Origin of the sequence: Bacillus sp. FSL W8-1143, assembly GCF_037965155.1 — a bacterium.
Lineage (GTDB): Bacteria > Bacillota > Bacilli > Bacillales > Bacillaceae > Bacillus > Bacillus pumilus.
Map to the genome: position 1 here is coordinate 2,221,131 of NZ_CP150182.1, position 21,263 is coordinate 2,242,393.

Below are 21,263 nucleotides of genomic sequence, written 5' to 3' on the forward strand. Positions count from 1 at the left end.
GATTTCCCCTCATTTCCTGTACAATAAAGGTATAAGGAAATGCATGTAAATTACAGGAAACAGGCAGGTTGATGAAATATGTCCAATCAAACAAAACCTCCAGCATATGGAGGGCAGGCAGTTGTCGAAGGTGTCATGTTCGGAGGTAAAAAGAACTATGTGACAGCGATTCGGCGTAAGGATCAGTCCATTGAGTTTTTAAAGCTTCCCCGGACCTCCAATAAACGAACCGCCTTTCTCAAGAAAATCCCCTTTGTCAGGGGTGTTGCTGCACTTGTTGAAGCAAGCGCAAACGGCAGTAAGCACTTGAACTTCTCCAGCGAGCGCTATGACTTAGATCCTTCAGAAGATCATACTCTTGAAAAAGAACAAAAAAGCTCGAAATTATCTATGATTTTCGGTATTGCTGTGATCGGAGTTCTCTCTCTTCTCTTTAGTAAATTTGTCTTTACCCTAGTACCTGTCTTTTTAGCTGAACTTGTGCGGCCCGTCTTTTCAGGGAATTTCGCACAAATCGCAGTGGAAACATTCTTTAAACTGGTCCTGTTATTAGGCTATATTTACTTTATTTCCATGACCCCTTTAATTAAAAGGGTATTTCAATATCATGGCGCAGAACATAAAGTCATAAACTGCTATGAACAGAATCTTGACATCACAGTGGAAAATGTCCAAAAACAATCACGGCTTCATTATCGATGCGGTAGCAGCTTTATTTTATTCACTGTCATTGTCGGAATGTTCGTCTATTTACTCGTACCGACAGATCCTTTATGGGTGAGAGTTCTGAATCGCTTGGCGCTCATTCCGGTTGTTCTCGGCATTTCATTTGAAGTGCTTCAGCTTACGAACAAACTCCGAGAAGTGCCTGTGCTGAAAGCGCTTGGCTATCCTGGCCTTTGGCTGCAATTGCTCACAACAAAAGAACCCTCTGACGATCAAGTCGAGGTAGCCATTGCAAGTTTTAATGAACTTCTTCGTTTAGAGGAAGCATCTGAGAAACAAGCGTCAGATTCTGCTCATCAAGTGATCTAACTTATAAATCCGGTAAATTCCTTCGGAGGTGGACAGTTATGAATCGCCGAGTACATCCTGCTTTTACCATTATTTTCGCTTTAGGTGTTTTGGGATTTGTGTATTTACTCACAACGAATCCAGGCAGACTTTTTACAATGCTGCTATCAGTTGTGATCATTGGAGCGGTTATGTTTTTCCTATTTAGATGGCTGATGAATCGAAGAACTGGAACAGAAGGCAATCTTTATCGTAAAGCAGTCAAACAATCAAAACGTCGCTACCAGCAGCCTAAACCAAAAACGAAAAGCCAGATGAAAAATCGGGTCACTCATTTGCGAAGCGTGCCGACTGACCACAAGTCTAAGCCCGTCCTTCTCAAAAAGAAAAGCCAAACACAGTTAACTGTGATTGAAGGCAAGAAAAACAAAAAGAAGAATCGCGCTTTGTTTTAAAATGTCCAGCTTTTTAAAAATTGCTCGGCCTTCTGTCTGCCTAGATCGACGAGCGCCTTTTTCTTTTCTGTCATCAGCTGAAAATCAGTGGCAATGACGTGTTCTACTGGAATAAAAATAACATGACGTTCGTGTTTTGTGGCAATGTGTCTTTCGTCATGAGCACCACGCATCGTTTCAAAAAGAGCGCCAAACAGTTCAAACGCATTGCGGATGGAGTGTTGAGGGCGTTCTTTTTCGTTTGGGGTTAATGTGACACCGACGAATGGTCTTTTTTTCTCTTCGGCAAACAACCAAATTGGAAAATTGCTAAGCACGCCTCCATCCACAATGGTACAAATGCCTTTTGATGACTTTAGTTTGACAGGCTCGAAAAAATACGGCAGACTGCAACTCATCCGGATTGCCCTTGCAACAGAAAAGCGCTCTGGATTTAAGCCGTATGAAGGAAGGTCGTCTGGCAGAACGAGGATTTTCCCATTTGTTAAATCAGAGGCAACAATTTTCAGCGAATCTTTTTTGAGATCCCCAAATACGGTGACCCCCTTTCGTTTCAACACATCTGTCAGCCATTTTTCCAGCCGGTCGCCTTTGTACAGACCGAGACGCCAGTAAATGGAGACCCACCTAAGCATTTTAAACGGAATGAATTGACATCTCCTATCAAGCAAGTGATGTTCATCCATTTCATCTAAAAGCTCCCGAATCTCCTGACTTGTAAAGCCTGCTGCGATGAGTGAAGCAATGATCGCTCCAGCACTTGTACCAGCAAGGCGGACAAATTGATATCCTCTTGCTTCAAGCGCTTCATAGGCACCCGCAAGTGCTGCCCCTTTAATGCCTCCACCTGAGAACACACCATCTATCTTCATCAAGGAGCCCCCTTTGATATCACGCTATTAATAGTGTAAGAGCATATGCTTTCAATTAGAACTTTAATCAAAAAGGACACCCTCTGCATGGGTGTCCTTTTTCTTAAGATTCTTGATTTGTTTGTTCGTTTTTCTTTTGAATCGCTTTCAGCTGAACAGATCGCTCGTCGTTTTCTTCAAAGAATTGAACGAGATCGCCGATGCGGTCAATGCTGTTCCAGCTGAGATGATGTTCAATGCCTTCTACATCATCATAAATTTTCTCTTCGTCTACACCAATGATTCTTAAAAATTGCTCTAGCAGTTCATGTCTGTATACGAGACGTTTTCCAATTTTTTTGCCTTTCGGGGTTAAAATTAGACCACGATACTTCTCATAAATGAGGTATTCATCTTTATCTAGCTTCTGAACCATTTTTGTTACAGAGGAGGGATGGACAGCTAGTGCTTCTGCAATATCAGAGACTCTGGCATATCCTTTTTCTTCTATCAGCATATATATTTGTTCAATGTAATCTTCCATACTAGGTGTAGTCATAAAACCCCTCCATAATGCACCTTTACTTAATAATCATAACAATTCTACACCATCGCCCTTTAAAAAACAAGGAGTGTCCTTTGTCCTAACGCTTGTAATTCCACTCGTCTGAGGCATATTTCGTTTTGGCAAGATGGTGGACAAATGCTAACTCTTCATCTGTCAGCTCATAAGGCACAAGCTCAATATTTAATCCTTTTTCAAATCCTCGTTTAAACGCCACACGCGCATCGTCTATTGTACAAGTTCGGTTTGAGATTTCATTGATGGCGACCGCTTTGTTTTTAAAGCTTCTCTGCATCCGCTCTCTCACACGGTCGTTTGGATAAAGAAATAAATCGAACAGTTTGTCCTCATCAAGGTCAATTAAGATGGAGCCGTGCTGGAGGATCACTCCTTTTTGTCTCGTTTGAGCACTGCCTGCTACCTTTCTGCCTTCTACGACAAGCTCGTACCAGGAAGGGGCATCAAAGCATACAGACGATCTTGGATTTTTTAAGCTTTCTTTTTCTTTATCTGTTCGAGGAATGGCAAAATACGCATCGAGTCCCAATTCTTTAAAGCCCTCTAAAATGCCTTCTGAAATGACGCGGTACGCCTCTGTCACCGTCGCCGGCATTTCTGGATGTTCCTCTGACACAATCACGCTGTAGGTCAGCTCCTGATCATGAAGAACCCCACGCCCTCCAGTTGGTCTGCGGACAAACCCAAGGCCATAGCGCTCGACTGCTTCCATGTTAATTTCTTTTTCAACATGCTGAAAATACCCAACAGACAATGTCGCAGGATTCCATCCATAAAAGCGGATGACAGGCGGGATCAGCTTCTCACTATGCCAATAAAGCAAGGCTTCATCCATTGCCATGTTAAAGGCAGGGTCTTGATTTCCTGTATCAATGAAACACCATTTCTCTTTTTGCATATAAAAATCCCTTCTCTTTTACGTAGTCAATGTTAGATGATGGTCATGACCACCGATATTCTCTCTCCATCAGTCTATCAAATAGGGAACGAATTGAAAATAATTCTTACCATTTATGATGACAAGTTTCTTTTGCTTTACTATAATAGTATTTGTCTAAAACGTACCATCAGACAGGCCACTGTGCTGATGCTCAAGAAGGAGTCGAGTTGTATTGTCAATGTTCAACTATATCGTCCTCTCACTTTGTGGACTTTTCGTTCTTTATTCTGTCGGCAGCTACATTTATCAGCAGCGTATTATGAAAACGCTGACGGAAGAAGAATTTATTAAAGGTTACCGCAAAGCTCAACTCATTGATGTGAGAGAGCCAAATGAGTTTGATGGCGGACATATTTTAGGGGCAAGAAACATTCCCCTTTCCCAGCTAAAGCAGCGCAAAAATGAAATTCGTCCTGACAAGCCTATTTATCTTTATTGCCAAAACAATTTGAGAAGCGGAAAAGCAGCGCAAACGTTACGTAAAAACGGCTGTCGTGAGATTTATAATTTAAAAGGCGGCTTTAAAAAATGGGGCGGCCGCATTAAAACGAAGAACTAACAAAAAAGACTCTGGGAGCATGATCCCCCTGAGTCTTTTTTCTTTATCTTTCAAAAACGAGAACTGGATTCCGGGCAGCCTTTGTTTCATCCATTCGTTTGACGACCGTTGTATGCGGCGCTTCCTGCACGACTTCTGGATTCTCTTCCGCTTCTTTTGCAATCTGAATCATCGCTTCGATGAAGGCATCAAGAGTTTCTTTTGATTCTGTTTCAGTTGGTTCAATCATGATACATTCCTCTACATTAAGCGGGAAGTAGATTGTTGGCGGATGATAGCCAAAATCAAGTAATCGTTTGGCAATATCCAGTGTGCGCACACCTAATTTTTTCTGACGTTTACCTGAAAGGACAAATTCATGCTTACAGTGACGGTCAAATGGAAAATCGAAATGAGTACTTAAGCGGCGCATCATATAGTTCGCATTTAACACGGCATTATCAGTGACAGCCTTTAAACCGTCTGGGCCCATAGAGCGAATATACGCATATGCTCTGACGTTAATGCCGAAGTTACCATAGAACGGCTTCACTCTGCCAATTGATTCTGGTCGATCATCATCGAAGTAAAAGCGGCCTTCTTTTTTCACAAGCACCGGCTTTGGCAAGTACGGGATCAAATCCTTTTTTACGCCTACAGGACCTGAACCAGGGCCTCCGCCTCCATGTGGACCTGTAAAGGTTTTATGAAGATTTAAGTGAACGACATCAAATCCCATATCCCCCGGTCTTGCTCTGCTCAAAACGGCATTCAAGTTCGCTCCATCATAATAAAGCTTGCCACCAGCTCCGTGAACGACTTCAGCCATTTCTAAAATATTTTCTTCGAATAGGCCGAGTGTATTCGGATTCGTCAGCATTAAAGCCGCAGTTTCTTCATTGACAACACGGCGCAGGTCCTCTAAATCAACAAGCCCATTCTCATCAGATGCGACGGTAATGGTTTCAAACCCAGCCACTGTCGCAGATGCTGGGTTCGTTCCATGAGCAGAATCCGGCACAATGACTTTTGTTCGTTTATGATCTCCTCTTGCTTCATGGTACGCACGGATCATCATGAGTCCTGTCCATTCCCCGTGTGCTCCTGCCGCAGGCTGTAATGTCACAGCGTCCATCCCCGTAATTTCTTCAAGATGATCACCTAGATCATACAGCAATTCTAATGCTCCCTGCACAGTGTCTGCCTCTTGTAGTGGATGGACTTGCGCGAAGCCTGCAAGGCGTGCAACCTTTTCATTAATCTTTGGATTATATTTCATTGTACAAGAGCCAAGAGGATAAAATCCGGAATCGACCCCGTGATTACGTCTTGATAATGCTGTATAATGACGCATAATATCAAGCTCAGATACTTCTGGAAGCTCAGCATCATCATGACGGATATACGTGTCATCAAATAAAGCTGGGATTTCCTGTTCAGGTACATCTAAATCAGGCAGGCTATAACCAATTCTTCCTTCTTTGGATAATTCAAAAATAAGCGGCTGATCTTGTTTATTCATGGCGATCCCCCAATTCCTTCATGAACGTATCAATTTCTTCTTTTGTTCTTAGCTCTGTCACGGCGACAAGCATGTGATGTTGGAGCTCTGGGAAGTCTCTCCCTAAGTCATAGCCGCCGATGATTCCTTTTTCAAGCAATCGTTTATTGGCTTCTTTTACAGGTTCTTGTAATTTGATTACAAATTCATTGAAATGGGCCCCTTCTACATCAGCAAGCAGTCCATATGCTTTTGCCTGCGTCTTCGCATAGTGGGCTTTTTGTACGTTTTGATAGGCGATGTCTTTGATGCCTGTTTTTCCGAGTGCTGTCATGGCAACGGAAGCGGCTAATGCATTTAATGCCTGATTCGAACAAATATTAGACGTCGCTTTATCTCTTCGAATATGCTGCTCACGCGCTTGAAGGGTTAGTACAAACCCACGAACACCATTTTCGTCTTCTGTCTGCCCAACTAAACGACCTGGCACTTTTCGCATCAACTTTTTCGTCACAGCAAAATATCCGCAATGCGGCCCGCCAAACGCTGCTGGAATACCAAACGGCTGTGCATCACCAACGACAATGTCTGCTCCAAGTTTTCCTGGCGGCGTCAGTAACCCTAGTGCAAGTGGATTACTAGAGACAACGAACAGACTTTTCCCTTGATGGGCAATAGGTTCGATGTCTTTTAACGGTTCGACGACACCAAAAAAGTTTGGATATTGCACAAGAACTGCTGCTGTATCTTCGCAGACAGCCTTTTCTAATGCTACTAGGTCCGTCTGCCCTTTTTTCGCAGGCACTTCAACAACTTCGATGTGCTGTCCTTTGGCGTACGTTTTTAGCACGGCTCTTGCTTCAGGGTGAACCGTTTCAGAAACAACCACTTTTTTCTTTTTTGTATGCCCAGCAGCTAGCATTGCCGCTTCAGCTAATGCTGTCCCGCCATCATACATCGAGGAGTTAGCAAGATCCATACCTGTCAGCTCAGCAATCATTGTTTGAAATTCAAAAATGGCTTGTAGTTCACCTTGCGAAATCTCCGGCTGATAAGGTGTGTATGCTGTATAAAATTCAGAACGTGAGATGACATGATCCACAATGACAGGCTGGTAATGATCATATACACCGGCACCAAGAAACGATACATAGGAGACCGTATCTTTATTCTTTGCAGCTAATCGGGATAATTCCCTTACAAGCTCTGTTTCAGATGCGGCTGCTTTAATGTTGTATGCTCCTTTAAATCTCACTTTTTCTGGGATATCTGAAAAAAGCTCATCAATCGACTGAACGCCGATGACATCCAGCATTTCTTTTTGATCTTGCTCGGTTTGCGGCAAATACCTATGCTTCATCCTCTATTCCCCCTCGTTATTTGGCTCTTTTATAAAATGGTGTTGCGACGATTTTCGCTTTTAGACGTTTTTTGCGAACTTGTACTTCTATCTCTGTTCCAAGCTGCGCCTGAGCAGATTCAATTAAAGCAAGCCCGACATTTTTCTTTAATGTTGGGGACTGTGTGCCCGTTGTGACTACCCCCACCTGCTTTTCTCCTGAAAAGACCGGATAGTCTGTGCGCGGAATCCCTTTATCTATCATTTCAATGCCGACAAGCTTTCGCTTCGGCCCTTCTTCTTTTTGCTTCTTGAGCGCTTCCTTGCCAATAAAATTGGCTTCTTTATCCGTTTTGACAGCAAAGCCAATCCCGCCTTCTAATGGAGAGATATCCTTTGTTAGCTCCTGCCCATAAAGCGGAAGTCTTGCTTCAAATCTCAAGGTGTCACGTGCACCGAGCCCGCACGGTATTAATCCTTTTGATGCGCCTGCTTTTAATAAAGCCGACCAAATGTGGACCGCATCTTCTGACTGGCAGTAGATTTCAAAGCCATCTTCTCCTGTGTAGCCAGTTCTTGAAACAAGCACCTCTTTTTGAGCAACCACAGCTCTTGATAAAAATGTAAACGGCTTGAGCGATGTCACTTCTTCATCCGCCACACCTTTCATGATGTCAGCGGCAAGAGGTCCTTGAAGGGCTAGCAAGGCGATTTGATCAGAGACATTTTGGATCAATACGTCGTTCTCACCTTGATGCTGAAGCAGCCATTCCACATCTTTTTCGATATTTGATGCATTAATGACAAGCAAATAATCGTTCTTTTCTTTTTGGTAGACGAGCAGATCATCCACTGTCCCGCCATCTTCATAGCACATAGCTGTATATAGTGCCTTGCCGTCTGTCAGCTTAGACACATCATTGGTTAATAACCTTTGTAAAAAAGAAAGGGCATCTGGACCTTTGATTTCCACCTCACCCATGTGAGACACATCAAAAAGCCCTGCCTTTGTTCGAACAGCTTCGTGCTCTTCTTTAATGGAAGAAAATTGGACAGGTAATTCCCAGCCCCCGAAGTCAATGGTTTTTGCGCCAAACGTTTCATACGCATGAAAAAGCGGTGTTCGTTTCAACATCAATCGTTTCCCCCTTTTTTCTTTCAGTGCAGATCACAAGCTGAATTTTCAGAAAAAAATCACAGCAAAAAAGGACAGAGCGCTCCCTTTTATCAAAAAGAAGTCTCTGTCCTTGCACCTGAAAGTTTACAGCACAACATCATTGTGCGTTTTCCCCTTTGGTGGTTTGCTAAAAAACGATGAGCAAACACTCTCCAGAGTTGCGTCCGGTAAGAGTACTTTTGCCTGAGAGATTCACTGAAACGATTCAGCTTGCTCCTTCGGCGCCTGCCAGTGCTAAATAACCGCCAAGTCTCTCCCCATACCATCATCCGCTCATATTCTTCACATTTATTGGACATACTATCAAAATGGGTGACTTATTTGCTAGATCACTTACCAACATCCTACCATTAGAAACGGATGAAGAGCAACAGAAAAATCATTAACATTTTTTAAATAACCATTCATTATCGTTCGCTTTTATTCAAATATCTAGTCTTTTCAAGACCTCTTAAAAAATGAAGCGTTTAAATACAGAACAATTTTATCCTCAACCTACTAGAAAGGCAGGCGACCACATTGAATATTCAAACGATTTTTGATCAGGAATGGGCAAGTGAATTTCAGCAGCGGCTTGCAGGAGACGGACCCTGGGCGAACTGGGAAATGTACCGTTTAGCGACGCAGGTCCAAAAAGTCACAGCCATTGATTCATTTGAAGGACTGCAAGCTCCTGCCCATCTGCCTGCATTCACGCCTTTAAAACATCAGCTTGAAGTAGCCAGAAGAGTCGTAGAAGAGATGAACGGAAAAGCCATTTTAGCAGATGAAGTGGGACTTGGAAAAACCGTAGAAGCAGGACTTATTATCAAAGAATACATGATTCGTGGACTTGCCAAAAAAATTCTCATACTCGTCCCCGCCTCTCTCGTATCTCAATGGGTACAGGAGCTGCGGACGAAATTTTATATTGATGCTGTCGAACAAAAAAAGAGCTACGTGTGGGAGCAGTGTGACGTCGTGGTTTCCTCCATTGATACAGCCAAAAGGCAGCCGCATCGAGACACTATTTTATCCATTGCCTACGATATGGTCATTATTGATGAAGCACACAAACTGAAAAACAATAAAACGAAAAACTATGAATTTGTGAGAAATCTAAATAAGAAATTCTGCTTGCTGCTGACAGCGACGCCTATCCAAAACCGTATTGGAGAAATATTTAATCTTGTCTCCCTTCTGAAGCCAGGTCACCTAGGGAATGAACATCAGTTTAAAGATGTCTTTGCCAAAAAGGATTTACAGCTAGAAGACCATGATCGTTTAAAACAGCTTGTGAATAAAGTGATGATTCGTAACCGAAGACAAGACACGGGCATTGAATGGACAAAACGGCATGTCAAAACGATTTCCATTGATTTCTCTCCGACGGAACAAGCATTATATGATGAAATCTGCAAGCTGAAAGAGAACCCGTCCTATACTAAACACATGTTTTCCATCATGACCTTGGAACGAGAATGCTGTTCAAGCCGCGAGGCGGTCTATATGACAATTAAAAAAATGCAGGAAGATGAAAAACATATCCTTGGATCCTCTGCTATAGCGGAAATTATGGAGAAAATCAATCAAGTGCAGCAAAACACAAAGGCGCTTGAAGTCGTTAGGCTTATTCAACAGTTAAATGAAAAAGTCATTATTTTCACCGAATACCGCGCGACACAAATTTATTTACAATGGTTTCTTCAGCAAAATGGCATCAGCTCCGTTCCTTTTCGGGGCGGCTTTAAGCGGGGCAAAAAGGATTGGATGAAAGATTTATTTAGAGAACGGGCGCAAGTGTTAATTGCTACAGAAGCCGGCGGCGAAGGAATCAACCTTCAGTTTTGTAACCAAATCATCAACTACGATCTTCCGTGGAACCCGATGCGTTTAGAACAGCGGATTGGACGAATCCACCGCCTTGGACAAGAGCGAGATGTCCACATTTACAATATGGCAACTAACGGTACCGTTGAGGAACACATCTTAAAGCTTTTATATGAAAAAATTCAGCTGTTTGAAAACGTCATTGGCGATCTAGATGATATTTTAACGCGAATCGATATCAAAGATGCCGAATCAGAACTGCATCAGATTCTCTTTCAGCACGAATCAGACGGTGACATGAAAAAGAAATTAACTCAGTTTGCTTCCTATTTAACAGAAGCAAAAACACCGCTTTTAGAAAAAAGACAGCAAGGCTCATAAAGGAGAGTTGATCAATGAAGCAGCGTGACATACATACCTTTCTTCTCCGTTTCTTTCAGGCAAATCAATGCGACATACTAGAAGAAAGTGCTGGACATATGACCGTACAACTAACCATCGATATGGATAAATTGATTATGAACCGCCCTTTTTATTGGCACTGGCTTGAAAAAACTGGTGGTGTTCCGGAGCCGCGGCAATTGACCCTCATCACCGATCAAAAAAAAGTGGATGATACCATTGAGGGTGAATTTATCCACTTCGGCTCCCCTCGTTTATTTCAAATTTTCGAAGTCGTCAAACAGCAGGGCCGATTTATCCGTCTCTATGAACGAGTCACCCCGCTCATGGCCAACCAGATCGCACTCGAGCCCTGGCTTGGTCTCAATGTGAAAATTTCTTATCTGGCAGATCGAAAGAAGGATAAGCTTTTATCACTAGGACTTCATCTAATACGCGGAGAAGTCGTTGAACAATTTCAAGAAAAGCTGGAAACCCGTGAGCTGTCATCTCAAATTCCCGATTACTGCTTTACGATGAGTACAATGATCAAGCCAGAAAGCGGCGTCAAACGGCTCTACAGTTTAATGGAGCATTACGCCCATGAGGAACCAGATGATTGGGCGGTAAGAGCTGTTCAAAAATGGAAAGAAGACACTGAACTTTTAAACCAATTTTATGAAGGGACTTCAGACACGTCTGTAGAATATGAAATAGAAAGACAAGCACTCAAAACTTTATACGAACCAAAAATCAGTCTAACGATTGAAAATGGCGGACTTTTTTACTTACAGCAAAAAAGAGGAGGTTGACCTATAGGTCCCCTCCCTTTCATGTGACGTACAATTTTCGATCAGCCAAAAGCAACGTTTGTCTGTTTGTATTGGGCGGAAAAATGACGCAAGCAAACTATGAGGTCTTACCACCTGTGTCTTTCCATTTCATGCGTTAAGTGCCTGAAATACATGATTCAGTATTTTAGGAGGGTATTTGTATGGAAAAGAAAACGAACATATTAGACAGTGAATGGGTTCAATTATTACTTGAAGCTCGTAAAGCAGGGCTAACAGTAGAAGAAGTCCGTCAATTCCTCAAATCAAGTGAAAAGTCCTCTGAGTCTCACCCTCTGGTAAGAAGTCATTCTATCAAACCTTTCTGAATGTGCTATAATATCGAAAGGAAGGTGATGACATTGATTGGCCAGCGTATTAAACAATACCGCAATGAAAAAGGCTACTCACTATCAGAACTGGCCGAAAAGGCTGGGGTAGCGAAGTCTTATTTAAGCTCAATAGAAAGAAACTTGCAAACAAACCCCTCCATTCAATTTCTTGAAAAAGTCTCCGCTGTTCTGGACGTCTCGGTTCATACACTGTTACACGAAAAAGATGAATCCGAATACGATGGTCAATTAGATAGTGAATGGGAAAAACTAGTTCGAGATGCAATGACATCAGGGGTTTCGAAAAAGCAATTTCGTGAATTTTTAGATTATCAAATCTGGAGAAAAAAGCAAGAAGAGGAGTAAAGCGCACATTTTAGCGCATACTCCTCCAATTGCTATGCAGAACTTGATATCAGTCTAAAGACTGACTTTATTTTTTATCTTCGCTGTGTGCTTTTTCGTTTTCTTTCACGTAGCCTTTTTCATCCGTATGCTTTTTGGGATTGATCGTTAAACCATTCCACTGAGTCGCTTCGAAGGAAAGATCAATTTGAATCGCATCGCCTTGGTATTTATTTTGGATATAGTGACCAGCTTTATCCTTCGTCTGGTCATTGACAAATTCAATGATCATTTCCATTTTATCGTAATCAAACGGGTTCTTTGGTATGCCGTCATACTCTGGAGCCACTGTTCCATCAACAGTTGCTACATTAATCTTCCCACTTTCATGTAAAAACTTCTCATCGACGGCATGACGAAGCTTTTCAAATGCAGTCTGATCCTGTTTTGCCGTTAGTTCATGCAAGTCAAGCAGGTTTGCAGCGTCTAAGATAATATTTTTCGGATAACCATTTCCACCTTCGGCTCCAACCGTCAGAACACTCACCTGAAACTGACTGAGAAATTCTTCAGCTGTATTCTTACCGCCATTTTTCGAGGAAGCTCCATCTTGAAACTGGCTGTAATCAAGACTCATCAGCACTTGATTGATCGCAAGTGATCCTTTATTTTCAAAATTAAATTCTTTCTTGATGCGATCACCAGGTTTTAAGTTTGAAAGGTTGATGGCGCCGGAGTTCTCTTTTGCAGATAAATCCAGCTCTCCTGTCGAGTAGACCGCATTTGCCGTTTCTACATCGTTAAACGCCGCCCATGTCCCCCCACCAATTAATGCCAGGCCTAAAGCCCCTGATAATACACCTAAACGAATTGATCTTTTCTTTGCCATGAATGAACCCCCTAATAAATTGTTTTATTGAAACCTAATTAGGTTACAAACGAAAATTTAAGCTTGTTCCTCTGACATCTGTAAATCGGCCGTGTGTCTTCGGTGTTTTGCAGCGCCTACAAAATGAAGAGTCGAATAAACGAGCAGCATCACACCTGGTATAATGAGCAGCAACGCGGTTCCAGCCGAAGTCCCTGCATACGAAAGAAGCTTTCCTGCATATGGAATGGTCACACCCGTATACTGCGCAGCCACCTGATCCGCTTTTACTAGCGTGCCGTCCTGATACATATTGTGGTCACCTTTCGTCTCAAAGGCTTTATTTGCTCCCTTTCCTTTCACCCCAACAATTCGGTGGGTCACATAAGACTGGTCCTGCTTCGTTTGAAATGTGATAATATCCCCTTTTTTAAGTGCCTCCGGTGAAGTCACTTCTTTTACGACAATGAGTGAGCCAGTCGAAAATTCTGGTTCCATTGAGCCAGATAATACTTGCTTGAATTGATAACCGAAAATTTGAGGATCTCCCCCTGTAGTTCTTGATGACAATACGACAATAATACATGCAATCATCACCGTGAACACCACCACATAAAGAATACTTCCAGACATCTTCATCCATTTTTTCATGACCTCTTCTCCCCTTCGCCTATCATTGTTTCATTTAGAAGACAGCTCCATTTAGGATGCCTTTTCTTGACACTTTGCGAGCTGCATATGTTTAGACCATATAAATGCTTCTCCAGATCCTTCAAAACCTTTAGGGTAATAGATTTTAAACACATAGATTCCATTCGTTTTTACTTTATCTGTTGTGACAGTCGTTGTTTGTTGAGAAAGAAGGGACTGTATAGAGCCTTTTTCAAGAATATGACCATCTTGTAACGGCTTCTGCTCACTTTTCACTTTATGTAATTCCCATTTCCATTCAGAGTGTGCAATAGGTTGTCCACTATTTTTTAATGTCATGCTCAAGCTTTGAGGCGCGCAGACTGTTCCTTTGATCATCGTTTGATCAATGAGCTCCAAATGACTTCTATCCCATTTGGAAGGCTGACAATGCTGGTCCGTCTGTTCAAAATTTCCGCATGTTTTCATGACAAAATTCGAGTGCTCAATATCGTTAAAAGAAGCGTTCGTTTTTGAGATCAAGAGTGACGTGAAAATCAAACAAATGGCACAAAAAAGTACAAAGAACGACTGTTTCATTCATTCTCCAACTCCTTGAACGATTGTTCTTTAATAAGAACGATTACATACAGTATAAGGAAATACCTATAAAACCCAAAACGTCAAATTAGTCCATTTTGTTCTTAAACAAGAATGATTACGAGAAAATTCTTCCATTTTCTCATTCTTTCGCCGTATTCAATATTTTTTTGTGTGACATTTGTACTTCTTAAAAATTTACATAAAAGTGCAGCATTTGGTCAGAATAATAGCAGGTGAGGTGATGTGAAGTGAAATATGGAAAGATGATAATCATGCTCAGTTTACTGTTGGGTCCTATGATACAAGACGCCAATCCTGCGGATGCGAGAGGTTTCACTGCCGCCGCAGATCAATGGGAAACGCGGGCAGTCAAAGAAGCAAAGAAACGATATCCGCTAACGCAAGTCTTATTCAAACAAAAAGTATGGGACCGTCATCGTGAGAAGGAATCTGTGAAACAGTATCATATTACGTTAAAAGACCACACCAAAGAATTTGGGGTATTTGTCACTATTTCTTATAACCCTTACTCAAACAAGGTCAATAAAGTGATTGTTGTGGAAGAATACAGCTAAAGGGGCATAAAAAAACCGCCTACTGGCGGCTTTTTACTTTTGTCGATGTCGCTTACGTTTTTTTAGCATCATTGAAAACCCAAACGGCAGAACCCCAAATAAACGCTGTGAAAATGGCGGTTTCGTTTCCATTCTCTCTTGTTTATGTTCTTTCCGTTCGTCACGTGGTGTATTCATATATTTAATGATTTCCTGTGTCATATATTTTACATAGTCATTGGTTTTCAAGCACATTCACCTCTTCTTTCTTCAAGTGTTACCAGGAAGAGGATCATTTTATACACTGGCTATTCACGGTTTGCCCATTTCATGATTTCACGGGTCTTCCAATTCAGCACGAGTTCCCGTTCATCTGATAAACCATCTTTTGTTTTCACCCTGACTAACATGTGGATACGCTTTTTCTTTTGATCGCATGTTATCTTCTTTAATGTCACGCGGCCTTCTTCAGTGTGAATATGAGTTTGCTGCTTTTCACACAAACGATGGAATGTACGGGCAGCTTCACTCGCACCCACCCTGAAAAGCTGCTGTTTTTTATAAAACGAAATCGTCAGCTCTGCACTTCTCAGCTCTTTTTGAAACCCTATCGTCATCGCCCCTAGGATCAAGAGAAAAAATAGAATTGCAGCCAGTACATGCGGATAGATAAATCCTCCTTCCCTTTTCACGATGTAGGAACCACCCCTTTATATATGAAAAAAACAGCTTCATACACCTTACCAGATTCATCTGTGACTTTAAGGATAGCTCTATGCTGATTTGTTCTCACGCGAAATTCTTTCACCTTTTGCAATAAAGGGAGATGGCCTGCTTGATCCATTCGCTTCCGAAGCATCTCTTGATATGGCTCAATCGTTACGACTCGCCCTTGATCAGATACATACTCTAACGCTTTACCTCCTTGCACCGATCGAACAGCCGTTGCTCGGCTTAATTCCTCATCTAATTGCAGAACAGTCTGTTTCCACTCCATTTGCGAAAATCGGTTAATCTCTTCAAAAGGACGGGCTTTCTCAGCTGTAGAAAAGATCAGTACACAGCCAAAAGAAAGGAACAAAAATAGCTGCAATTGCCATAAAGTCTGGACAAAGGTAAAACCTTGTTCACCGTTCAGCAACCTGATGAAAGCATATGGTCTGCTTTTTTTGTATGTTGTATGATACACATCCCTTCTCTTTACTCCAATTGAATACATATGTGATGTCGCCTCGCTTCTTTTTGACAGAAGATTTTGTACCCTCTATAAACGATTCATTCATCTGTTCATGCAAAATTTGATAAGCCTCAAGTTTGGCTCTTACTTCATTTTTCCCTATTATGATTTTTTCATAGGCCGGCATAAGCACAAGGGCTGCAAATAGGAAGATATGACAAGCAAACAGCGCTTCTATCGTACTAAACCCTCTATTGCTTTTGAACATGGATTCGCCCGCTTCCTAAATAGATCGTGAGCTTATACGTTTGACTGCCAAATTGAATGATGAGAGACCCGCCGCTGCTTGGATGTCCGTTTACATTAAAATAGATACCTTGTGGAAATGTAGAAGCCTGAATGCTTCCCTTTTGTTGCTGAAAAGAAGCAATGACTTCGCCATCCTTTTGATCGATTACTTGATACGATACATGTGGCGGATGGAATTCAACATATACACGTGTTTTTTTGACAAATGCAGTATTAGCAGCCAATTGAAAATCTTGTTTCATGATGTTCACTTGTTTTTTGGCTTCAGCGTCTTCTATTAAATTTGGGATTTTTACTCCTATGATCGACAATAGAATCGATAGAACCAGTAAGATCATTAGCTGTTCTATGAGGGTAAAACCCTTTTCATGAAAAATTAATTTATTCATGCTTCACATGGCCGTTTTGAATGACAATCGCTTTTCCATTAGGACACGTTAATCCCTTTTTAACATAGCCTTCTTTTTCTAATTCAGCTAAAGATGGTGTCTTGCCATCGTGCTCTAATTCATATGCCATCACCTGAGTGCTCACCATTGATTTAAGCCCTTCACAGCCCTTCGCTTGAATCGTTTGGTGGTGACGAGTAATATTCGGAATGGTAATCAGTAAAAGAATCGAAATCACAAGCATGACAATTAACATTTCTAACAGAGTAAATCCTTTATCATTCATGTCTTTGCCCTCCTCCTTACACTTGCTCCATCAGTTGATACATTGGTAAAAGAATAGATAAATACACAATGAGTATAAGAATTGCCGTCAGTCCATAGATAACCGGCTGCAGCCACGACATCCATTTTTCAATTTTCAGCTCTGCATTCTCTAATAGAAATTGACTGTACGTGTACATTTCTCTTGCAAGCATCCCGCTCGCTTCACCATGCTCGATGACGGCTGCAAAACGTTTTTCAAAAAAAGGAGACAGGCTCACTTGATGTGCCATTCTCTCTCCTTTTCTTAACTCTTTAATCATCTGTTCTGATATTTCTTGAAGAAAGGGTAAGTAGCTTTGCTGCTTAAAAGCTAGCAAGCTCTCGTACATCGATAATCCAGCCTGAAGCAGTCCGCTTAACTGTAGAGAGAAAAGATACGTATGCATCAGCCGCATTCCTTTATATAAAAAAGGAAACCTGCTGATCACCCTCAGCTTCTCAAGGGTAGATTTTTTCCTAAAAAAGAAAGCATAGTATCCAGTCAGACAGATACACACACAGCCGATGAGGAGGAGAGATACATGCAGCAATTGAAAGAGTCCAAACATACCTTGAATCAGCCATGACATTCGGGTATCCATCGAGGAGTACAAGAGAGAAAATTGAGGAATGATCATTTGCTGAACGAGTATGAGCACGATCAAAACTGTAAAGATGAGGAAAATCGGGTAACGTAACATGCGTTTAAACGTATCTACCTGTTTAATTTTTTTCTCTAAAAACCGTGCGCTTTGTTCAAGTGCTTTTGCTAGACTTCCATGCTTTTCGGAGAAACTTAAAATGGCGATGACTTCCCGCTGAAAATGAAGTTTTTCTAGCACCACATAAAAAGGCTCCCCTTCGAGCAGCCACTGAATGCCCGGTGCTAATTGTTGCTGCTGCTTGTTCGACAACTGGATATTCAACATCGTTAATGCCTCAATCAATGTATATCCAGCCTGAATCAATTGAGCAAGTTTTGATAGACATTCCGCTTGATCCTTTTTAGACCATGCTTTAGAGGCTTGCTTCTTCATAAACCCAGCGATGATAGGTGTTTTTCGATAAATAGCCTAGTGCCACTCCTTTACGAATTAATCTTTGCAATGTTTCATATGACGAGTGAGCATATTCTCCTTTAGCCTCCTTGATACACTCACCAAGCTCCTTTCCGAACAGCAGTTCAAATACATTTGTTCGTCTGACCGGTCGATTTAATTTACAGTAAAGCTGGCATGTTTCTCCGCAAAAAGGACAGGTGAGCTCGATTAATCGCTGCGCAGCAATCGCCACCATCGTTTGTTCGAGTTCATTCATCGTGACACCAAATTCAAGCATACGATAAAGGGCTCCTTTTGCATTTTTCGCATGGAGTGTACTCATCACTAAATGGCCTGTCAGAGCTGCTCTAATTGCCGTTCGAGCCGTTTCAGCATCTCTTATTTCTCCTAGCACAATCATATCTGGATCATGTCTTAAAATAGCGCGTAATCCTGCCGCATATGTGATACCGGCTTTTTCATTTACTTGAACCTGCAGCACTTCTTCATTTCTCGTTTCCACAGGATCTTCAAGTGTAATAATATTTCTGTTGAAATTCTTTTTTGCAAACTGGATCAATGAATAAAGGGTTGTTGTTTTCCCTGAATTGGTTGGACCGGTAAATAAAATGAGCCCATGCGAATGATTCAAAAATGATAATAACCTGGTGGATGCTTTCGGAAATAGTGACAGATGTTTTATTTTTGGAACATGATCCTGCGGCAATATTCTAATCACTAAGCTCTCATCATTTACAGTTGGTAGGGTAGACATCCTAATAAACACCTGACCCCTTCTTAGCATCACAGCTAATGACCCATTTTGCGGTCTCCGTTTTTCTCCGATATCCATGGATGATAAAAATTTAAAATGAGCAATGAGCCGCTCGCCGCTTTTTTTATCAATGGTTCGCTGCTGAATTAAATCTGAGTCTACGCGGAAAGATACCGACGCTTCCTTTTCCTTTGGAACAATGTGCACATCAGATGCTCTCATGCGGCATGCTTCTTCTAGCAGCTCTTGTCCCAAATATTCAATCCCATACAAATGGTCCACTCCCTTCTCTGACCATATTGTAAGTCAGAGGAACCTGTCTGACAAAAGAGCAATTTATCATTTTAATGCCTAATCAATCGAAAAAATCATCAGCTTGCGATGGAAAACGTGGTTTTTTAAAAAAGTGCATATAAAAAAACCTGACTTTTACAAGTACAGGTTTTTTAGTCATGTGGCTTCTTGCGGCTGTTCTTCAAAAATACGAAATCCTCTTTTTTCCAAGGCTTTTGCAAGGCTGTGTTCTGTATTTACTTTTGAGAAATCAATGCCGAGCTTCACAACGGTTTGAGCAATTTCTGGGCGGATGCCTGAAATAATCGTCTCAATGCCTAGAAGCTTCGCACTATCCACCACTTTAAACAGCTGATAAGCAACCATCGTATCAACGATCGGTACGCCTGATATATCAATAAACAAATGCGTTAGACGCAGTCTTGAAGCCTGTTCTAGCACGGATTCCAAAATAATTTTGGCCCGGTACGTATCAATCTCCCCGATGAGCGGCAAAATTCCGATTTCCTTTGAAACTGGAATAACAGGAGCACTCAGTTCCTGAATCATCTCTCTTTGTGCATTGAGCTGACTCAGTGTCACGCGGTCGTATTCCTCTGATAAACGCTCGATCATATCATCAAACGTTGAATGAAAATGCTGATTCCACCCGCATACATCTTGGAGCGTCACTTCAAGCTCAGTTTCTAGTATGAATTTCTCGATTCTCGAACAGAAAATCTGACGAAATATCTTAAATTGTCCAATGATTTCATATAAAGGCACTTCGTGAACGGCTCGATCACGTGCGATATCAACAGACCACTTTTTCAAATGATTTTCTACTTTGTCTGACAGCGTCACAAGCGTTGCTGCAATGGTTTGAATAAACGCTGTGTTCTGTTCCTTCAACTTCATTTCCGTTTCCTCTGAAGCATGTTTGGAATATAATGAGCCTTCTTCTGTTCTTGTTTTCAGCCATTCTTCGGTCATGACGGGGGCTTCTTTTAGGATAAATTCATATAATTGCTTCGATTTTTCATTTTTCATTTACTTCTTCCGCTCCTTTTTCACTTAAAACTCGTGACATACAACTTTTATGTATAAATGACCGCAGATGGTGAACAATATCATTACACGTTTGATATTGGGCTATAGCCAAGTGGTAAGGCAATGGACTTTGACTCCGTGATCGTTGGTTCGAACCCAGCTAGCCCAGTTCAGCACAAAAACGAAGACGGCTGAAGCATGTTTCAGCTGATCTTCGTTTTTATTAGGAAACTGATTGATGTATCGCTTTCTTTTTTGATAATTTCATGAGTTCGCCTGGATTATAGCCTACTACTAATTTATTTCCATCAATGATAATTGGTCTTCGGAGCAGTTTTGGTTTTTCAATAAGAAGCTGAAGAACCTCGTTTACTTTTAAATCATTAATATTTAAATTTAAGCTTTTAAAAGCCTGACTTCGTGTGGCTAAAATTTCATCCATTCCTTCTGTTGTTAAGGAAAGGATCTTTTTTAATTCTTCTAGTGTTGGCGTTTCTCTGAAAAGGTGACGCTCTTTAAAATCAATTTGATTCGCCTTTAACCAATGTTTTGTTTTGCGGCAAGACGTGCAGCTCGGGTATGAATAAAAAGTAATGTCACTCATTAGTCTTCCTCCTTAGGTCGTTAACCTTTTCTCTTATGGAGTAAGTACCCTCATGTATTTCAGCATAAACACGTTTTGATCACTTTTTCAAAAAAATTTTTCTACTCGTAAAATAAATGTTCACACGTTGTCAAAAATGTAAATGTTTACATAACAAGTGGTGATCAGCTATAATATGAATCAAAGGGGTTTTTTTAAGGGGAGGGAAAGAAATGAATCGCATGTTCCGCGTGCTTGGCTTTTGGACGGGTATTTTTGCTGTCATGTTCTATTTAGGGCATATGAAAGATGCATCGTTGCTGTTCTTCGGTCAAACCGTTCTTTTTGTATTTTTATCCTACTTGAATTTATCCGAAAGAATGTATATTTACATTTTCGGAGCGTACTTGACGATTTTCTTTGCCGGATTTACATATTATTCGATTTTCATCATGGTTCCCGGTACCGGACATTAATTGAAAAAAGCATCTCTATAAAAAGAGATGCTTAAGATTGTTGACAAAGGGCTAAAATAAAATCATTTTAGCCCTTTGTCTTCTTTTCAGCGTGATAGAAAACCTTTGAAGTCTAGGAAGGACGAGCATCGGAGC

28 protein-coding genes, 1 tRNA gene and 1 riboswitch are annotated in these 21,263 nt (G+C 41.3%); of the genes, 10 read left to right on the top strand and 19 right to left on the bottom strand.

Annotated features, from left to right (window positions below):
* Positions 1 to 78: 78 nt before the first annotated feature.
* Positions 79 to 1,035, top strand: coding sequence for a DUF1385 domain-containing protein (locus NSQ36_RS11150; RefSeq protein WP_003215983.1), 957 nt, complete (start codon positions 79 to 81; stop codon positions 1,033 to 1,035).
* A gap of 38 nt (positions 1,036 to 1,073) precedes the next feature.
* Positions 1,074 to 1,469, top strand: coding sequence for an SA1362 family protein (locus NSQ36_RS11155; protein WP_003215754.1), 396 nt, complete (start codon positions 1,074 to 1,076; stop codon positions 1,467 to 1,469).
* On the opposite strand, the gene NSQ36_RS11160 is transcribed toward NSQ36_RS11155, so the two are convergent.
* The 3 genes from NSQ36_RS11160 to NSQ36_RS11170 form a co-directional block, all read right to left on the bottom strand.
* On the bottom strand, positions 1,466 to 2,341 hold the full coding sequence (locus tag NSQ36_RS11160) for a patatin-like phospholipase family protein (RefSeq protein WP_003215585.1): 876 nt from the start codon (positions 2,339 to 2,341) through the stop codon (positions 1,466 to 1,468). The two genes, NSQ36_RS11155 and NSQ36_RS11160, sit on opposite strands and share 4 nt — an antisense overlap.
* A gap of 103 nt (positions 2,342 to 2,444) precedes the next feature.
* Complete coding sequence (gene mntR, locus NSQ36_RS11165) at positions 2,445 to 2,879, bottom strand: transcriptional regulator MntR (protein ID WP_003215946.1); 435 nt, start codon at positions 2,877 to 2,879, stop codon at positions 2,445 to 2,447.
* A gap of 85 nt (positions 2,880 to 2,964) precedes the next feature.
* A complete protein-coding gene (locus NSQ36_RS11170; RefSeq protein ID WP_050943772.1) occupies positions 2,965 to 3,801 on the bottom strand; it encodes a biotin/lipoate A/B protein ligase family protein in 837 nt (278 codons plus the stop codon).
* A 220-nt stretch (positions 3,802 to 4,021) separates the two neighbouring features.
* On the opposite strand from NSQ36_RS11170, the gene NSQ36_RS11175 reads away from it, so the two are divergent.
* Positions 4,022 to 4,402, top strand: coding sequence for a rhodanese-like domain-containing protein (locus NSQ36_RS11175; protein WP_050943972.1), 381 nt, complete (start codon positions 4,022 to 4,024; stop codon positions 4,400 to 4,402).
* A gap of 43 nt (positions 4,403 to 4,445) precedes the next feature.
* On the opposite strand, the gene gcvPB is transcribed toward NSQ36_RS11175, so the two are convergent.
* The 3 genes from gcvPB to gcvT are packed head-to-tail and all read right to left on the bottom strand — an operon-like array spanning position 4,446 to position 8,356.
* Positions 4,446 to 5,903: an aminomethyl-transferring glycine dehydrogenase subunit GcvPB gene (gene gcvPB / locus NSQ36_RS11180; RefSeq protein ID WP_251190326.1), complete on the bottom strand. Its 1,458-nt coding sequence runs from the start codon at positions 5,901 to 5,903 to the stop codon at positions 4,446 to 4,448.
* Entirely contained in the window at positions 5,896 to 7,242 is a 1,347-nt protein-coding gene (gcvPA, locus tag NSQ36_RS11185; protein WP_339205715.1) for an aminomethyl-transferring glycine dehydrogenase subunit GcvPA, read from the bottom strand. Before gcvPA ends, gcvPB begins: the two co-directional genes overlap by 8 nt.
* A gap of 16 nt (positions 7,243 to 7,258) precedes the next feature.
* On the bottom strand, positions 7,259 to 8,356 hold the full coding sequence (gcvT, locus tag NSQ36_RS11190) for a glycine cleavage system aminomethyltransferase GcvT (protein ID WP_339205717.1): 1,098 nt from the start codon (positions 8,354 to 8,356) through the stop codon (positions 7,259 to 7,261).
* A 203-nt stretch (positions 8,357 to 8,559) separates the two neighbouring features.
* Positions 8,560 to 8,667, bottom strand: a riboswitch (glycine riboswitch).
* 250 nt (positions 8,668 to 8,917) lie between these two features.
* On the opposite strand from gcvT, the gene NSQ36_RS11195 reads away from it, so the two are divergent.
* From NSQ36_RS11195 to NSQ36_RS11210, 4 genes are all read left to right on the top strand, one after another.
* On the top strand, positions 8,918 to 10,588 hold the full coding sequence (locus NSQ36_RS11195; protein WP_137054982.1) for an SNF2-related protein: 1,671 nt from the start codon (positions 8,918 to 8,920) through the stop codon (positions 10,586 to 10,588).
* Between the two features lie 14 nt (positions 10,589 to 10,602).
* Positions 10,603 to 11,400: a YqhG family protein gene (locus NSQ36_RS11200; RefSeq protein WP_106033137.1), complete on the top strand. Its 798-nt coding sequence runs from the start codon at positions 10,603 to 10,605 to the stop codon at positions 11,398 to 11,400.
* Positions 11,401 to 11,582: 182 nt separating this feature from the next.
* Positions 11,583 to 11,747, top strand: coding sequence for an anti-repressor SinI family protein (locus NSQ36_RS11205; protein WP_003217357.1), 165 nt, complete (start codon positions 11,583 to 11,585; stop codon positions 11,745 to 11,747).
* Between the two features lie 33 nt (positions 11,748 to 11,780).
* The gene (locus tag NSQ36_RS11210) at positions 11,781 to 12,116 is read left to right on the top strand and encodes a helix-turn-helix domain-containing protein (protein WP_339207351.1); all 336 of its coding nucleotides are present in this window, start codon (positions 11,781 to 11,783) and stop codon (positions 12,114 to 12,116) included.
* 67 nt (positions 12,117 to 12,183) lie between these two features.
* On the opposite strand, the gene NSQ36_RS11215 is transcribed toward NSQ36_RS11210, so the two are convergent.
* From NSQ36_RS11215 to tapA, 3 genes are read right to left on the bottom strand one after another with little or no spacing between them, the layout of a single operon-like run.
* Positions 12,184 to 12,984: a TasA family protein gene (locus NSQ36_RS11215; RefSeq protein ID WP_003217403.1), complete on the bottom strand. Its 801-nt coding sequence runs from the start codon at positions 12,982 to 12,984 to the stop codon at positions 12,184 to 12,186.
* Positions 12,985 to 13,041: 57 nt separating this feature from the next.
* On the bottom strand, positions 13,042 to 13,614 hold the full coding sequence (locus NSQ36_RS11220) for a signal peptidase I (RefSeq protein WP_003217306.1): 573 nt from the start codon (positions 13,612 to 13,614) through the stop codon (positions 13,042 to 13,044).
* Between the two features lie 51 nt (positions 13,615 to 13,665).
* Complete coding sequence (tapA, locus tag NSQ36_RS11225; protein WP_339205720.1) at positions 13,666 to 14,193, bottom strand: amyloid fiber anchoring/assembly protein TapA; 528 nt, start codon at positions 14,191 to 14,193, stop codon at positions 13,666 to 13,668.
* Between the two features lie 299 nt (positions 14,194 to 14,492).
* Here tapA and NSQ36_RS11230 point away from each other — a divergent pair, with 299 nt between their 5' ends.
* The gene (locus NSQ36_RS11230) at positions 14,493 to 14,771 is read left to right on the top strand and encodes a DUF3889 domain-containing protein (RefSeq protein ID WP_003217457.1); all 279 of its coding nucleotides are present in this window, start codon (positions 14,493 to 14,495) and stop codon (positions 14,769 to 14,771) included.
* A 33-nt stretch (positions 14,772 to 14,804) separates the two neighbouring features.
* Here NSQ36_RS11230 and NSQ36_RS11235 read toward each other — a convergent pair whose 3' ends face one another.
* From NSQ36_RS11235 to NSQ36_RS11275, 9 genes are all read right to left on the bottom strand, one after another.
* Positions 14,805 to 14,999: a YqzE family protein gene (locus NSQ36_RS11235; protein WP_034620826.1), complete on the bottom strand. Its 195-nt coding sequence runs from the start codon at positions 14,997 to 14,999 to the stop codon at positions 14,805 to 14,807.
* 59 nt (positions 15,000 to 15,058) lie between these two features.
* Complete coding sequence (gene comGG, locus NSQ36_RS11240; protein ID WP_106033140.1) at positions 15,059 to 15,442, bottom strand: competence type IV pilus minor pilin ComGG; 384 nt, start codon at positions 15,440 to 15,442, stop codon at positions 15,059 to 15,061.
* A complete protein-coding gene (gene comGF / locus NSQ36_RS11245) occupies positions 15,439 to 15,969 on the bottom strand; it encodes a competence type IV pilus minor pilin ComGF (protein ID WP_339205722.1) in 531 nt (176 codons plus the stop codon). Before comGF ends, comGG begins: the two co-directional genes overlap by 4 nt.
* Positions 15,878 to 16,195 (bottom strand): competence type IV pilus minor pilin ComGE, encoded by a 318-nt coding sequence (gene comGE / locus NSQ36_RS11250; RefSeq protein ID WP_003217390.1) that lies wholly within the window; start codon positions 16,193 to 16,195, stop codon positions 15,878 to 15,880. Before comGE ends, comGF begins: the two co-directional genes overlap by 92 nt.
* Positions 16,179 to 16,625: a competence type IV pilus minor pilin ComGD gene (gene comGD, locus NSQ36_RS11255; RefSeq protein WP_003217424.1), complete on the bottom strand. Its 447-nt coding sequence runs from the start codon at positions 16,623 to 16,625 to the stop codon at positions 16,179 to 16,181. Before comGD ends, comGE begins: the two co-directional genes overlap by 17 nt.
* Positions 16,618 to 16,911 carry a competence type IV pilus major pilin ComGC gene (gene comGC, locus NSQ36_RS11260; RefSeq protein WP_003217322.1) on the bottom strand — a complete coding sequence of 98 codons (294 nt, stop codon included), beginning with the start codon at positions 16,909 to 16,911 and terminating at the stop codon, positions 16,618 to 16,620. The genes comGD and comGC overlap by 8 nt, the downstream gene beginning before the upstream one ends.
* A gap of 16 nt (positions 16,912 to 16,927) precedes the next feature.
* Positions 16,928 to 17,968, bottom strand: a complete 1,041-nt coding sequence (comGB, locus tag NSQ36_RS11265) for a competence type IV pilus assembly protein ComGB (protein WP_339205725.1) — start codon at positions 17,966 to 17,968, stop codon at positions 16,928 to 16,930.
* The gene (comGA, locus tag NSQ36_RS11270; RefSeq protein ID WP_081106456.1) at positions 17,949 to 19,019 is read right to left on the bottom strand and encodes a competence type IV pilus ATPase ComGA; all 1,071 of its coding nucleotides are present in this window, start codon (positions 19,017 to 19,019) and stop codon (positions 17,949 to 17,951) included. Before comGA ends, comGB begins: the two co-directional genes overlap by 20 nt.
* 177 nt (positions 19,020 to 19,196) lie before the next feature.
* Positions 19,197 to 20,069, bottom strand: a complete 873-nt coding sequence (locus NSQ36_RS11275) for an STAS domain-containing protein (protein WP_003217438.1) — start codon at positions 20,067 to 20,069, stop codon at positions 19,197 to 19,199.
* A gap of 98 nt (positions 20,070 to 20,167) precedes the next feature.
* Between NSQ36_RS11275 and NSQ36_RS11280 the strand changes: the two genes are divergently transcribed.
* A tRNA-Gln gene (locus NSQ36_RS11280) sits at positions 20,168 to 20,238 on the top strand.
* A 54-nt stretch (positions 20,239 to 20,292) separates the two neighbouring features.
* Here the strand turns inward: NSQ36_RS11280 and NSQ36_RS11285 are convergent.
* The gene (locus tag NSQ36_RS11285; RefSeq protein ID WP_003217382.1) at positions 20,293 to 20,673 is read right to left on the bottom strand and encodes a Spx/MgsR family RNA polymerase-binding regulatory protein; all 381 of its coding nucleotides are present in this window, start codon (positions 20,671 to 20,673) and stop codon (positions 20,293 to 20,295) included.
* Between the two features lie 212 nt (positions 20,674 to 20,885).
* On the opposite strand from NSQ36_RS11285, the gene NSQ36_RS11290 reads away from it, so the two are divergent.
* Entirely contained in the window at positions 20,886 to 21,128 is a 243-nt protein-coding gene (locus NSQ36_RS11290; protein WP_003217440.1) for a DUF2626 domain-containing protein, read from the top strand.
* The last annotated feature ends 135 nt before the right edge of the window (positions 21,129 to 21,263 follow it).